The sequence below is a fragment of the Labrys sp. LIt4 genome, assembly GCF_017813775.1.
GTDB classification, from domain to species: Bacteria; Pseudomonadota; Alphaproteobacteria; order Rhizobiales; family Labraceae; genus Labrys; species Labrys okinawensis_A.
In genome coordinates this window covers 86,509-100,731 of record NZ_JAGIPY010000010.1, presented here as the reverse complement: position 1 = coordinate 100,731, position 14,223 = coordinate 86,509, and the positions used below count along the sequence as shown (strand labels likewise).

Sequence of the window (14,223 nt, the reverse complement as noted above, 5' to 3'; positions counted from 1 at the left end):
TTGCACCAAGACAGGCAGCGCGATTTCGGCGAGAGGGAGTGAACGACTCCCTCTCAACTTTTCCGGAGAACGCCCGAGCACTCTTATGGCCGATCGGCGGCGATCTCGCCGGGTTGCTTGGGCTTGTAGGCGCCCTTGGTGATCACCTCCTCGCCCACCTCGACCAGGTGATGACCGACGGTGCGCAGAAGATGCAGCGCGACGGTGATGTCGCTTTCGACGATGTCGAGGAATTCGCGCGTGCCGATGCGTAGGCCGGTCAGATCGGCCGTCGCGATCATCGATACCATGCGCGTCTGGCCGAGGATGACGGCGAGGTCGCCGATCAGGCGTCCGGGCAGGATGGTATCGATCAATTCCTCCTCGCCCAGCGAATTGAGCCAGCGCAGCTCGGCGCTGCCGGAGGCGACGACATAGGCGCCATCGGGTACCTCGCCGGTGCGGAAGACATAGTCGCCGGCTTTCGTCGACATCCAGCGCGAGGCATAGGCGAGCAGCTCGATCTGGCTGCGCTTGAGGCCACGGAAGCTCTCCACCGCCGAGAGCACCTCGACCTTGGCCTGCAGATCGCCCGAAATCGAGGCGTGATAGGCCGGTGCCGGTGGACGGCTGGCGCCATTGATCAGGCGGCCGTCGCGTATGGTGACCACCAGGTCGAAATCCTCGCTCTGGGCGATCTGCGGCTCCAGCACGATGATGGTGCTCTCAGGCAGCAGGGCCCGGAGCCTAAGCCAGATGGCGCGGCGGTCCGCTTCCGAAGCGCTCGCCATGGCGTGATCGAGCAAGACGAGATCGGGCCGGCGGATCAGGGCCCGGCCGAGACCGATGCGCTCGCGCACCGCCGGCGAGAGATTGGTGCCGGCGATCGCCGTGCGCACTTCCCCCACCAGCAGGCGCAGGGCGCCGGCCAGGCCGTGCGCCTCCACCACGTCCATCAGCACGTGATGGATCTGCCGGCGGGTCGCCTCCGACGGCGCCACGGACAGGCCGAACACCAGGTTCTCCAGCACGGTCAGGTCGTAATTATAGGCGCCGGCCTCGATCGACGAGAAAGTCCCACCGGCCAGCTCCCTCAGACGCGCGCCGTGGCGAGCACGCGCGGCTACGATGGCGGCTGCGAGTTCGGCGGGAAAATCGGTGCCGAGATCACTCGGCGCGATGTTGAAGAGCAGCGACAGCAGCGTGGCACGTTCGGCGGCGCTCATGCCGGCGACATCGCGGGCCTGCTCCTTGGATGCGACCGATCTCAGGCGCTCGAACAGCTCGGGGCCGATGGTGGTGAAGCGGCGCAGCAGCGGATGCCGCGGCCCGACTTCGCCGAAGGCCCTGACCAGCGTCGATGCGAGGTCGATCGAGAAGGCCAGGAGCTGCTCGGCAATGTCGAGACTGGCGATTTCGGCCAGGAGAGCTTCACCTGGATGACTCGATTCGGTCTCGCCATGATGATGGACGCCGTAGAGCAGGTTCTCGCCGATGGTCAGGCCGGGATTGATGGCGCCGGGCTCGAAACGGTCGATCTGTCCGGCGAGCCCATCCGCCTCCAGGCGCCGCGCCACTGCCTCCCTGAGGGCGAGGACGCGGCCGGCGAGATCGTCATGCTGACCCGAGACAAGATAGCCGTCGAGGGCACGATCGAGCAGCATTTCCGAACGGCCGATCACCTCGATGACGTCGAGCCACCAGGCATCGACCTCGCTCTCGTCCTTGAAACCGACGAGGCCGCCGTCACCCCAGGCAATGTCGAGCCGATCGGGGCTGTTGGCGGTCTCCGCCGCTTCGGCCAGGGCCTTGGCGACCTCGCCTGAGGGCTCGTCGGACGGCCGGGGTTCGAGGTAGAGCGGCATCCTGGTGTTCTGGGCGATCGTGCCGCGAAACAGATAGGGCGTGCTGTTGGCGACGCCGATGCGCGCAGCCAGAACGGCCGGGCTGACGCCGGCGAGGTCGATGTCCGATATGGTCACCTGCCCGGCGCTCGGCAGCGAGGCGCCCGAGAAGAGGTCGCACAGGGCCCGCCGCACCAGCATGTCCGCACTCTGGATGGCGACGAGCGACCCGCCGGGAATGAGGAGGTCGACCTGGTCGAGCAGGGGCACCCCGCCAAGGCCCGCCACGGTGACGTCGCGCAGATGGATGGCGCCGTTCAGGCGCGGAACATCGGCATCCGCCACCGCCGGGGCGGGTGCATCCGGCACTTCGAACTGTTCCAGGAGGGCGTCATAACGCGACGAGGCCTCCTGGGCTTGGTTCCAATAGGTCAGCAATTCACGCCAGGGATCGGCGATGTCGCGGGAAGCGGCCAGCGCCGCGATCAAGGCGCCGACGCTGAGCTGGCCATGGATGACCAGATAGCCGCCGATCAGGAAGAACAGGAAGGGGGTGAGCTGCGTGATCGAGTTGTTGACGAACTTGATCAGGAATTTGCGCTCGAAAATGCGCAGCCGGATCGTATAGAGCTCACCCAGCTGCCGGCTGAACTCGGCCAGACGGTAGCGCAAGCCGCCATTCTGCCTGAGATCGGCCACCCCGGCGACGCTCTCCCCGATGCGCTCCGACAGAGCCCGCACCCGGCTGACACGCTGGTGATGCAGCCTGTTCACATAGCGCTGCATGCGCGGGATCAGATAGGCCTGCACCGGGATGAGGCCGATGCCGGCAATGCCGAGCCAGACATTCTGAAGAAAGAGGAAGGCGACGATGGTCAGGATCTGGCCCGCCTGGAACACCGGCTGGGCGAAAGCATCGCCCATCACGCCGCTCAACGGCTCCGCCTCGGCGGTGACCATCGAAACGACTTCCCCCTGCGAGACGGTGTCGAAGCGCTGCAAGGGAAAACGCAGCACCTGCGCGATCAGCTTGTAGCGCAGCCGCCGGATCAGCCTCTCGCCGATGACGCCCCGATAGATGCTGAGCTGCATCTTGATGACGCCATTGGCCAAGGTGCAGACCAGAAAGGCCAGGCACAGCACCACGAGAAGCGTGGTCTGGTCGAGATGCAGGCCCAGATGGTTGAGCGGTGTGACATGCCCCTGAAGCGCTCCGTTCAGGATATATTTCGGCAGTTCCAGGGAAAGATACAACACTGGAAAGGAAGCCACGGTGGCGGCCAGCAACATGAGCTGATGCCGTTTGCTGTGCCGCCAGACGAAGGAAAACAGCCCGGATCTGTCCGGATCGCCATTGCTGGACAAAAGTCGCCTCCCGCCCGTTGCGAGATCCCCACATCTTCATGTGTGACTACAACCCACAATAGCAAGCCGCCGGCAGGCGAAAAGCGCTAGAGCAAAGCGCGTTCAAGCGTGAACGCTTATTTGCTCCAGCTCATTGTTCCGACGCGTCTTGGCGATTCCTGGTGACTCCGTCTAATCGCAAAACGCTATAACGCGAGACTGTCACCACATATGCAGGGACGTCGTGCCCTGCGCCGTGCCGTGCCAGGAGGCCGTCTCGATATTGAAAACGAGCGCACTGACCACTTGCCTGGCGACGTTCTGGTGGAACGCCATGACGTTTTCGGCCTTGAGGAAGAAGGACTGCGTCAGCAGGCGGCGTCCCGATCGGGCATCGGACAGCGTCACGACGACATTGAGATGCGGCTCGCCGGCCATGACCTGACCCTCGACCAGATAGTCGACGCCGGCGACCGTCCTGGGTGAAGGCCTGCGCCGCGCCGGGGTCTGCACCACGATTACGCGCGAATTGGCGATCGCGCCCCTGATTTCCTGTACGATGGTGTCGAAAGCGGGCTTCAACCCGCCATCCACGCCGCGCAGACTGAACGGCATCACCGCGACCTTGGGCTCCGCCGCGCCGGCATCGAGATCGAAGTCGTCGGGCACCTGTTCCGGCGTGTCGGCAAGGCTGCCGGACGGCAGATACATGTATCCCCGCCCAGGCACGGTGTGGATGATGCGGTGCTCTTCGTCGCCAACGCTCTGGCGTGCATCGCGAATGCAGCGCAACAGAGCCCCCTCGGTGACCACTGCGTGCGGCCAGACCGCCGCGAACAATTCGTCCTTGCGAACGACCCTTCCGGCATTGCGGGCAAGATAGCTTAGCAATTTGAAGGTCCTGGAACGCACCGGCACGCGTGCACCGGCCTTGCGCAATGTACCTCGGCTGAGATCCAGAACGGATTCGCCGAGCCTGTATGTCAGCTCCTGATCCATGTCTCTACTCTCTCGGCAGTGGGTCCGGCGGGGTTTGCCCCCGCTCCATCTGTGGTGCCGCCGAAAAGCGCAGGAGGATCTGCAGGGAGCCTCCGGCTGTCTCAGCCGCCGCTCCAGTTTCGCTATTCCTGTCGGAGAAACATCATCAAAACAGATGAGAAGCAGCCGGATTTCTTGCGATCAAGGTGCTCATCGAGAGCAAAGTGTCTATCAACATGACCGCACACGGGGGCGCTGCCCCTCACCCTTACCCTCTCCCCGCAAGAAGCGGGGCGAGGGGACTTCAGCCTTGTGTTTTAAGCCGAAAGTGTCTCATCTCGCCCAGCGGTCGGGCAAGAAGAAAGCTCTGAGGATTAATCGCGACGCTTGCGCCTCCCTCGCCCCGCTCCTTGCGGGGAGAGGGTACGGGTGAGGGGCAGCGCCCCGGCGGGCAGGGTAATGCTATTACCTATTACCTATTACCTATTACCTATTACCTATTACCTATTACCTATTACCTATTACCTATTACCTATTACCTATCCCCAGCCCCGGGGCATCACGCCATGCGCGGCAGCGGCGCCAGGCCGGCCAGCAGGGCGACCACCTCGGCCTGGCGGCTGCAGCCGGTCTTTTCCAGGACGCCGCGCACCTGCGTGCGCACCGTGTTCGGCGTCACCCCGCTATGCTGGGCAATGTCCTCGACGCTGTCACCCGTGGCGAGGCTGCGGGCAACGCGGGCCTCTGCCGGCGTGAGGTCGAAGAGGGACTGCACCAGTTCCACCGGCGGCGCCTGCGGTGCCGTCACCGGCGTCAGGATTAGCGTCGCCGCGCTGCTGACGAAAATGTCGCGCGCGCTCAGGCGGATCGGCACGATATGGGCGACCATGGCCTCCGTCTCCCCGCGCACCGGGAAGGAGCGCACGCTCGCGCCATGTGGCTGGTCGATGGTGACGATGGCGTCGCGCAGGAGCTTGTCGGCCGCCCGATCGACGAAGGAAACGCCGTCGAAGGCGCGCCAATGCACGAACGCGCCGAGATCCTCGATCAGGCTGTTTGCGGCCAGCACCTTGCCCATCCGGTCGAGCACCAGCGCCGGCAGGCCGAGAGCAGCCAGGGTCTGGCTGGCAACGCGCGCCCGCTCGAGCTGCAGGCGGGCAGTCATCAGGGCACTGCGGGCCAGATGGGGGCGCAATATGTCGAAACGGTCGACCAAGCTCCGCTCGGCCGGTCCCTGCGCCAGCCAGCGCGTGAACAGCAGCAGCAGCATTTCCCGCGTCGGCAGTTCCACCGTGGTCACGATCATCGAGCCAATGCCCGAGGGGCGCCAGAAATCGCGATAAAGCGGCTCCTGTTCGAGCTCCATCTCGGTCATGATGTCCCGCTCGGTGATGAAACCCGCGCGCGAGGATGCCAGCACACGCGAAAGGCCGTGGCCACGCTGGGCAAAACCACCCGCCAGCGCCGCCTTGGCCCTCTCCCGGGCGCCTGGCGAGGCCGTGAGCATGGTGGCGTCCTTGCCGAAGACATAGAGGCTGCCGCCCGCGCCCGCCGTCATGCGCGAGAGCGTGTCCAGCGTGCCCGGCCATTGCTCCGGCACGAAGGCACATTCGTAGATCCGATCGACCAGTTGCTGATCCATGACGGCTTCCTCTCGAAAGCAACGCCTGCACTATTCCAGATCACGCCGCCAATTTATCAGAAAAATATCGATTTCTTTCCTTTAATCCGCAAGTCTCAACTCGAAAAACACCTGATCGCGTAAGACTATACCATCAACCATGAGGCCGTCGGCGTAACCCGTCTCCGGCCGGAAGGCATCCGGCACGATCCGGGTCATGCGAAAGCCCCTGCGCTGGTAGAAGCGCAGATTGCCGATATCGGCCGTGGCCGTCGAGACGACCAGGGAGCGGGCGCGCCGCTCCCGGCTGAAGGCGACAGCCGCCTCGACCAGGTCTCGCCCGATGCCCCTGCCGCGATGCTCGGCCAGCACCGCCAGGCTCTTGAGCTCGAGCACGCCGGGTTCGTCGGTCGCGATGATCTGCACATGGCCGATGATCGCGCCCTCCTGGCGGGCCACCAGCACGTCGCCCAATCCGACATAGACGGCGATCTGAAGCGGTGAATCATCGGCCAGGCCGAACAAGGCCTGCAGGGCGTCACGCGGCCCCTCATACCGTTCTATCGTCATGGGGCATATCCACAGGCGGGATCTGGCATCATCGCACCGGTTCGCGCAGCCAGTCCGGCACCTCGCCGAAACCTTCGACCAAGTGATCGACGATCGCCCGCAGCTTGCGCGGCATCGGCTTGACGGGCGGCCAGACCGCGGCGATCGGCAAGGGCAGCGGCGGGTGGTCGGGGAGCAGGGCGACGAGGCGGCCATCCGCCAAGGCCTCATGGGCGATGAACATCGGCAGCAGGGCCAGCCCCAGGCCGGCGATCGCCATGTCGCGCATCACCTCGCCATTATTGGCGGCGATCCGCCCGCGCATCGGCACGCCGACGACACCGCCGGCCCCGTCGGCCAACTGCCAGACCTGGGTCGCCTGCAGGTTGCGATAGCCGATCGCGGGGTGATCCGGCAGGCTGGCCAGGTCCTTCGGCGCCCCCCGCCGCTCCAGATAATCGGGGCTGGCGCAGACCACCCGCGGATCGTCGCAGAGCTTGCGGGCGATCAGGCCGGAATCCGACATCTGGCCGATGCGCACGGCAAGGTCGAAGCCGCCGCGCACCAGGTCGACGAAGCGATCCTCATAGTCGATCACCAGCTCGAGGTCGGGATGCCGCAGGGCGAAGGCTGCCAGCAACGGGCTGAGATGACGGATGCCGAAGCTCATCGGCGCCGAGATGGCGAGTGAACCGCGCAGGCCCGCCATGCCCCAGGCCACGCTCTCGACCGCATTGGTCATCTCGGCCAGGGCCGGCCGCAGCCGCACCGCCAGTTCAGCCGCCGTCTCATTGGCGAGAATGCGCCCGGCATGACGCTGGAACAAGGGCGCGCCCAGAGCCAGCTCCAGATCGGCGATGCGCTTGCTGACCACCGATTTCGACAGGTTCGCCCGCGCCGCCGCGCCGGAAACCGTGCCGGTCTCCATCACGTCCAGAAAGGTCTTGATCTCGTCGATGGTCCATTTCATGGCGGCAATCTGGATTGGTGTGCCGATCCCCCACCGCCATCACGTGATGGAGCGTGATCGGCACATTGGAGCTAGGAATGCCGATCTGGAGATCGGCACACCAATTGCCTAGCCCGTCTCCATGGTCTTTCCAAGCCCAGCCGTTCGAAATCTTCGAACGCAGCGTGTGCAAGGATCAAGCTACACGGCCCGACCGTTCGCGCCGATATTGCGGGCAACGCAACACGAAGGAGGCTGCCATGCAGCTCACCGGCATCCATCATCTCACCGCGATCACCGCGAATGCCCCGGCCAACAAGCGCTTCTACACCGACACGCTCGGCCTGAGACTGGTCAAGAAGACCGTCAACCAGGACGACACCAGCGCCTATCACCTGTTCTACGCCGATGGCGAAGCCACGCCCGGAAGCGACCTCACCTTCTTCGACTGGCCGGTCGCGCCCGAACGCCGCGGCACCCATTCGATCAGCCGCACCGGCCTGCGCGTTTCCGGCGAGGACAGCCTGAACTATTGGGCGACCCGCCTGAAGGATCTGGGCGTGACCGCCGGCGATGTCGGCCTGATCGACGGCCGGGCCAGCCTCGAATTCGAAGATCCCGAAGGCCAGCGCTTCAGGCTGGTGGATGATGGCGGCAACGGCGCCCTGCATCCCTGGAGCCGCAGCCCCGTGCCGACTGAACACCAGATCAGGGGCCTTGGCCCGATCACCATCTCGGTGCCGAAGAAGGAGCCCACGGATGCCGTGCTCACTCGCGTACTCAACATGAAGGAGGAGCGCGACTATGCTTCGCCCGACGGCGAGGGCCGCGTACATGTCTACCGCATGGGCGAAGGCGGCGCTGCCGCCGAGCTGCATGTCGCCGTGCAGCCGGGGCTCGGCACGGCCCGCCAGGGCGCCGGCGCCGTGCATCACGTCGCCTTCCGCACCCCTGACGTGGCGGCGATCCATGCCTGGACCGAACGCCTCGGCCAGTTCGGCATTCCGAGCTCGGGCGAAGTGGAACGCTACTACTTCCGCTCGCTCTACTTCCGCGAGCCCGGCGGCAATCTCTTCGAGATCGCCACCGACGGTCCTGGTTTCGCCGTCGATGAGCCGCTGGAGAGCCTGGGCGAGCGCCTGTCGCTGCCGCCCTTCCTCGAAGGTCGCCGCGCCGCCATCGAAGCCGGCCTGCAGCCCCTGTAATATCGGCCACAACCATAGTCCAACCAACGCAAGGCCAGCGCCGGGTATCCCCCGGCGCTGGTTTCTTGTTGGAGGCAAGCCTAAAGCGTTTTGCGATTTGGTGGAATCACCAAGAATCGCAAAGATGTGTCGAAACAGGAAGTTAGAGCAAATGGGCATTCGCGCTTGAACGCGCTTTGCTCTAGAAACCGCACCGCGGCGGAAGCGCACAATCGTTCAAGATCGCAGCCGCAGCAGGCTCCATAAGTCGCATCTTTCGAGAACGGAGCAAGGCACCATGGAAACCACGCCCAAGGCGATCAACTTCGCCGAGAAAATCGCAACGATCGGCGATTTCTGGCAGCCCCGCGTGATTGCCGAAATGAACGACTACCAGTTCAAGCTGGTGCGCATCGAGGGGGATTTCATCTGGCACGACCATCCTGAAACGGACGAGACCTTCATCGTCCTCAGCGGCCGGCTGCGCATCGATTTTCGTCATGGCGCCGTCGTGATCGGGCCCGGCGAGATGGCCGTGGTGCCAAAGGGCATGGAGCACAAGCCCTACGCGGAAAGCGAGGTCCATCTCCTGCTGATCGAACCGCGCGGCACGCTCAACACCGGCCATGAAGGCGGCGAGCGCACGGCGCAGAACGACGTCTGGGCTTGAGATTGCGGCGCGGTTGCGCGGAGCTGGCGCCCACACGGCAAGCAGCGGGGCAGGTAACTGCTGCACCGGTCATCCCGTGCGCGATGCGGCACGTAGTGCTGCACTACGTCCGGGATGACCTCGCAGGCAATTGCCGTAGCGCTTGATCGCCTCCACATGAGGCTGTCTACGCCCCTGCAGGCGGGTCCTCGCCCGGTGCCAGCGTCATCACGTCGGCCCAGTCGGGGTGCTTGCGATATTGCGCTCGCACATAGGGGCAGAGCGGCAGGATGCGCGAGCCGTTCCGGCGTGCGTCCTCCACCATGTAGGCCACCAGAGCGGCGGCAGCGCCGGTGCCGCGCATCGTCTCGGGAGCGCCGGTGTGGTCTGCGCTGATCAACCCGGCCGCGTGCCTGGTGAAGACGAGCTCGGCCTCCCCTTCCACGCCGTCGATACGGGCGACATAGCGCCCGCGTGGCTCGGCAAGTTCCTCGCGACGAATGTCGATCTCAGCCATTGCGGCCTCCCTTGTTGGTTTCGAGCCATTGACGTGCCTCCGACAGGTCGGCGGGCGACAATTCATGGCCTGCGTCGATATTGTGAACGGTGACCTGGGCGCCCTGCTCCCTAAGCCAGGCCTCGAGCCGCGGCGCTTCCTGCCCGAAGGGGTCGCGCGCACCGGTCAGCATCAGGGCCTGCGTTCCGGACAGATCGGCCTGCGGCAAGCTTTCGAGCACCGGCATCGCCCGCAGCAGAATGGCCCGCCTGATGACGCCGGGATGCAACCCCATCATGGCGGCGATGAAGTTGGCACCGTTGGAATAGCCGAGGAAGGTCAGGCGGGCGGGATCGAGCCCATAACCCGTCACGGCCCCTTCGACGAAAGCCGCGAAGGCCTTCGCCTCGAAGGCGATGTCGGCCTGATCGAACTTCGTCATCCCAAAGCGCCGAAACCAGCGCAGCACGCCTTCCTCGTGGCTGCGCCCACGCACGCCCAGCAAGGTCGCATGGGGCGCGATCCGACTGACCGGCGGCATCAGATCAGCCTCGTTGCCACCGGTCCCATGCAGCAGGATCACGGTGCTGCCGTCGGGCTGGTCCGGCGTGAAGAAGCGATGCACGAAGGGAAGATCCCGGTGCGGCAGTCGCGGCTCTCCCGGCAGGGAGAATTGCGGCAGCATGGCTTTCAGATCCTCGGCCCGCCCGGCATCCCCAGGCGGCACGAACAGGCGCTCGCCGAGACGATCGGCTTCCTCGTCGATGGCAAAACCCGGACCATCCGTCGCCACTTCGATCAAGGTGCCGCCGGGCTCGCGCACATAGAGCGAGGTGAAGTAGTTGCGATCGTGGAAATTGGTCGGCGATGAGTTGAGACGCGACAGCGCAGTCTCGTGCTTGCGCACCTCAGCCACGTCCGCCGCGCGAAAGGCGACATGATCGGCCGTGCCGGTGCCCGGAGCACCCGGCACATAGCCCGAGGCATCGCGGATATCGACGGCATCCGTATCCGACAGCAGACGCTGGACATTGCCCTCGCGCGGCCCGGGCCGATAGCCAAAACGCGTGACGAAGGCTGCCGTCTCCTCAGGCTGGTCGGTCAGCAGGGTCACGGCACGCAGGCGCCGCGGCGCGATCGCCTCGCTGCCCCAGGGCGCGGCAGCGGGCAGGTCGGCGCCCACCAGCTTGACGATGACACCATCGGGATCCTTGAGCCGGAGAACGGATTCGCCGAACTCCTGCGACGGACCCGTCATCGGCACGCCATGGCTGAGCGCCCGCGTCATCCAATCACCGATGCTGGCCGAAGGCACGGCAAGGGCGATCTCGGCAACCTGGCCATTGCCGACACGACCCGGAGCGCCGTCCTCCCAAACCAGGAAAGTGACGATGGAGCCGGGAGAACCGAGACGGTCGCCATAGAAAAGATGGAGCTGCTCGGCGTCTTCATAGCCGCCCGTGCGTTTGACCAGGCGCAGGCCGAGGAAACCGACATAGAAATCGACATTGGCCTGCACGTTGCGGGTCATCAGGGTGACGTGGTGGATGCCGCTTGCGGCAATTGCCGTCATGATCGCTTCTCGTCTCTACGCCGGTCGATAGTCCCAACCTCGCATGATCGTTTGTGTTCGTCCAAGCCGCCGATGACGAACTCGGCGTTCGCGGTTGCCGAACGGCAAAAAGGTTTTGGCCGGATGGCTCCCTGTTTATGGTGAGCCATGGGCCGCCCGAGCAGAGTTTGAGATCTTGCGGCCGACAACGCCCCGGAGGATCGAATGAGCTGGAACCCTGCCCTGACACCCGGCTGCCCCGATGCGATCGGCATCGACGCGATCGAAACCCTGATCGTGCCGCGTTCGCGCGATCTCGGCGGCTTCGAGGTGCGCCGCGCCCTGCCCGCCCCCAAGCGCCAGATGGTGGGGCCCTTCATTTTCTTCGACCAGGCGGGTCCGGCCGAGTTCCTGACCGGCCAGGGCGTCGACGTCCGCCCGCATCCCCATATCGGCCTGGGCACCGTCACCTATCTCTATCGCGGCGATTTCCACCATCGCGACAGCCTGGGCACCGACCAGGTCATCCATCCCGGCGCCCTGAACTGGATGGTGGCCGGGCGCGGGGTCACCCATTCCGAGCGGACCTCGGCGGAAGCCCGCCGCGGCCCCAACAGCCTGTTCGGCATCCAGACCTGGATCGCCCTGCCGGAAACCCATGAGGACATGGCGCCGATGTTCGAGCATCACGGCAAGGAGACTTTGCCGGTGATCGAAAGCGAAGGGGTCAGCGTGAAGCTGATCCTGGGCAATGCCTATGGCGAGAAAGCGCCGGCGACAATGTTCTCGGAAACCTTCTATGGCGATGTCGTCCTCGCCCCCCGTGCCAGGCTGCCCATGCCGGATAATCATGAGGATCGCGGCCTCTACATCACGCAAGGCTCCGTCACCATCGCCGGCCAGGATTTCGCTGCCGGACAGATGATGGTCTTCCGTCCCGGTGACGCCATCACCGTTGCGGCCGGCGACCAGGGTGCCCGCCTGATGATCCTGGGCGGCGCCACGCTGGGCGGGCCGCGCTATATCTGGTGGAACTTCGTCGCTTCATCGAAGGAACGCATCGAAGAAGCCAAGGCGCAATGGCAGGCCAAGAAGTGGGGCCAAGGCCTGTTCGATCTGCCGCCGGACGATCGGGCCGAATATATTCCTCTACCCGACTGATACCAGACTGAGGCTGCATCCGGGGGCGGATCGGAAGACCCGCCCCCGGACGGCGCTGGCACTCTGCGAGGAACCTTCTTCATCATATGGAGAAGGTTCGTCATTTTTTGGGGATGACTTTGCGCAAGATTCCTCATATAAGTTGACGTTGCGCGTGACCTTGCCGATTGACTCAGTTTGTGGAAATGCGCAACAAAATGAAGGGCGCCCTCAAGACGTGGCTCAGGCGCCTGTCCCGTCGCCACGCGGGCAATAAGAAACAAGCCATTTCCAGGGAGAAACCAGATGTACAGGAAGATAGGAGCCGGCCTCGCCGCGCTGACGGTCAGCGTCCTGCTCGCCACCACCTCCGCCTACGCCGATTTTTGGTCCGATGCCTCCAAGGACCTGCAGGGTGTCACCATCCACGGCATTTCGGAAAGCACGCCGCCCTCGAATTATGTGAAGAATGTGCTGGGCCCCGCCTTCACCAAGGCCACCGGCATCAAGGTGGAGTTCGAAGCCACCTCCTGGGACCAGATGTACGACAAGGCGATCAAGGACATGGAGGCCAAGACCGGCGTCTATGACTTCGTCTATATCGAACAGGATATCATCTACAGCTATCTCGCCCGCAACTTCCTGGTCGACATCACCAAGACCCTCGCCGACAAGCCGGCGCTGAAGGCGCCGGACTATGATCCCGCGAAGTTCACCACCTTCGCCAACTACTTCAAGGACGAGAAGGGCGACCTCTATGGCGTGCCGATGGAGGCCTTCATCAAGATCTACCTCTATCGCAAGGATCTGTTCGACGATCCGGCGGTGAAGGAAGCCTACAAGAAGAAGACCGGCAAGGATCTCGCGCCCGCCAAGACCCATGAGGATTACAAGGCCATCGCCGATTTCTTCACCGAATGGGGCAAGGACAAGGGCGAGGAATTGTGGGGTTCGACGGTGCAGGCCAATACCGGCCATCCCGCTTCCTGGTACGAGTTCTTCGAAAGCGTCGCGCCGACCTTCGGCGTCTATAATTGGGGCATCGACGCTTCCAAGAACTATGCCGCCACCGTCGCCAATGGCGGCTCGATGAACAGCCCCGAAGCCAAGAAGGCCCTGGAATACTGGCTGAGCCTGCTGCCGGACGCGCCGCCCGAATCCACCGCCAGCACCTGGGACGAAGTGGCCGCCACCTTCGCGGCCGGCCGCGCCGCCCAGGGCCTGGTCTATGGCGAGAACGCCGCCTGGATCGCCACCGATGCCGCCAAGTCCAAGGTCGTGGGCAAGGTCGGCGTGGCGCTGCCCCCGACCTCCCCCGGCGTGATCGAAGCCGCGGAAGCCGGCAAGGGTTATATCGGCTATTATGACGGCGGCGCCTTCGGCATCTCCTATGCCTCCAAGAACAAGGAAGCCGCCCTGCTCTTCCTGCAATATATCGCCCAGGAGAGTGTCCAGGCCGATTGGGCCGTCGCCGGTTCGCGCATCACCCACACCGCGACCTATGACGATCCCAAGGTGAAGGCACAGGACGAGAAGACCAACGGCTACTATTCGCTGATGAAGAAGGACGGCAAGCTCTTTGCCGGTGCCCCGCCCTACCCCTTCCACGCCCAGGTGCGTGAAGCGACAGCCTCGATCTTCTACAAGGCCATCACGGGCGACCTTTCGGCCTCCGACGCCCTCGACCAGATGGCCGCCACGACGGAAGCCGAACTCAAGAAGCTCGGCTATCGCAAGTAAGGACGCTGCCGACCTCCGTTCGTATAGTCATCCCGGACGCACTGCAGCGCCAAGCGCTGCGGTGCAGGTCCGGGATCGCATGACGATAAAGCGCATATTTCCGAACGGTTCCGCGTCTGCGGTGCACCATAGCAGGCTGCATCGGGCGCGGAATGACCAAGAGATGGCAATTACTCCAACCCTCTTGCCTCGCGGGTG

Annotated in this window: 11 protein-coding genes; 4 read left to right on the top strand and 7 right to left on the bottom strand. The window is 64.4% G+C overall.

Annotation, left to right across the window (positions count from 1 at the left end; all coding sequences use genetic code 11):
- Positions 1-83: 83 nt before the first annotated feature.
- The 5 genes from J8I29_RS19040 to J8I29_RS19020 form a co-directional block, all read right to left on the bottom strand.
- On the bottom strand, positions 84-3,188 hold the full coding sequence (locus J8I29_RS19040; RefSeq protein WP_209432871.1) for an ABC transporter transmembrane domain-containing protein: 3,105 nt from the start codon (positions 3,186-3,188) through the stop codon (positions 84-86).
- Positions 3,189-3,389: 201 nt separating this feature from the next.
- Entirely contained in the window at positions 3,390-4,166 is a 777-nt protein-coding gene (locus J8I29_RS19035; RefSeq protein ID WP_209432870.1) for a winged helix-turn-helix domain-containing protein, read from the bottom strand.
- 538 nt (positions 4,167-4,704) lie between these two features.
- Positions 4,705-5,787, bottom strand: a complete 1,083-nt coding sequence (locus J8I29_RS19030) for a helix-turn-helix transcriptional regulator (RefSeq protein WP_209432869.1) — start codon at positions 5,785-5,787, stop codon at positions 4,705-4,707.
- Positions 5,788-5,868: 81 nt separating this feature from the next.
- Positions 5,869-6,336, bottom strand: a complete 468-nt coding sequence (locus J8I29_RS19025; protein WP_209432868.1) for a GNAT family N-acetyltransferase — start codon at positions 6,334-6,336, stop codon at positions 5,869-5,871.
- 28 nt (positions 6,337-6,364) lie between these two features.
- The gene (locus tag J8I29_RS19020) at positions 6,365-7,285 is read right to left on the bottom strand and encodes a LysR family transcriptional regulator (protein ID WP_105864944.1); all 921 of its coding nucleotides are present in this window, start codon (positions 7,283-7,285) and stop codon (positions 6,365-6,367) included.
- A 239-nt stretch (positions 7,286-7,524) separates the two neighbouring features.
- Between J8I29_RS19020 and J8I29_RS19015 the strand changes: the two genes are divergently transcribed.
- The gene (locus J8I29_RS19015) at positions 7,525-8,469 is read left to right on the top strand and encodes a ring-cleaving dioxygenase (RefSeq protein WP_209432867.1); all 945 of its coding nucleotides are present in this window, start codon (positions 7,525-7,527) and stop codon (positions 8,467-8,469) included.
- A gap of 277 nt (positions 8,470-8,746) precedes the next feature.
- A complete protein-coding gene (locus J8I29_RS19010) occupies positions 8,747-9,118 on the top strand; it encodes a cupin domain-containing protein (RefSeq protein WP_105864942.1) in 372 nt (123 codons plus the stop codon).
- Positions 9,119-9,284: 166 nt separating this feature from the next.
- Here the strand turns inward: J8I29_RS19010 and J8I29_RS19005 are convergent, their stop codons facing one another.
- Positions 9,285-9,614 carry a GNAT family N-acetyltransferase gene (locus tag J8I29_RS19005; RefSeq protein ID WP_105864941.1) on the bottom strand — a complete coding sequence of 110 codons (330 nt, stop codon included), beginning with the start codon at positions 9,612-9,614 and terminating at the stop codon, positions 9,285-9,287.
- Positions 9,607-11,166 carry a VOC family protein gene (locus J8I29_RS19000; RefSeq protein ID WP_209432866.1) on the bottom strand — a complete coding sequence of 520 codons (1,560 nt, stop codon included), beginning with the start codon at positions 11,164-11,166 and terminating at the stop codon, positions 9,607-9,609. Before J8I29_RS19000 ends, J8I29_RS19005 begins: the two co-directional genes overlap by 8 nt.
- A gap of 204 nt (positions 11,167-11,370) precedes the next feature.
- On the opposite strand from J8I29_RS19000, the gene J8I29_RS18995 reads away from it, so the two are divergent.
- Both J8I29_RS18995 and J8I29_RS18990 read left to right on the top strand, forming a co-directional pair.
- Positions 11,371-12,306, top strand: coding sequence for a pirin family protein (locus tag J8I29_RS18995; protein WP_105864939.1), 936 nt, complete (start codon positions 11,371-11,373; stop codon positions 12,304-12,306).
- A gap of 285 nt (positions 12,307-12,591) precedes the next feature.
- Positions 12,592-14,025 (top strand): extracellular solute-binding protein, encoded by a 1,434-nt coding sequence (locus J8I29_RS18990; RefSeq protein ID WP_105864938.1) that lies wholly within the window; start codon positions 12,592-12,594, stop codon positions 14,023-14,025.
- The last annotated feature ends 198 nt before the right edge of the window (positions 14,026-14,223 follow it).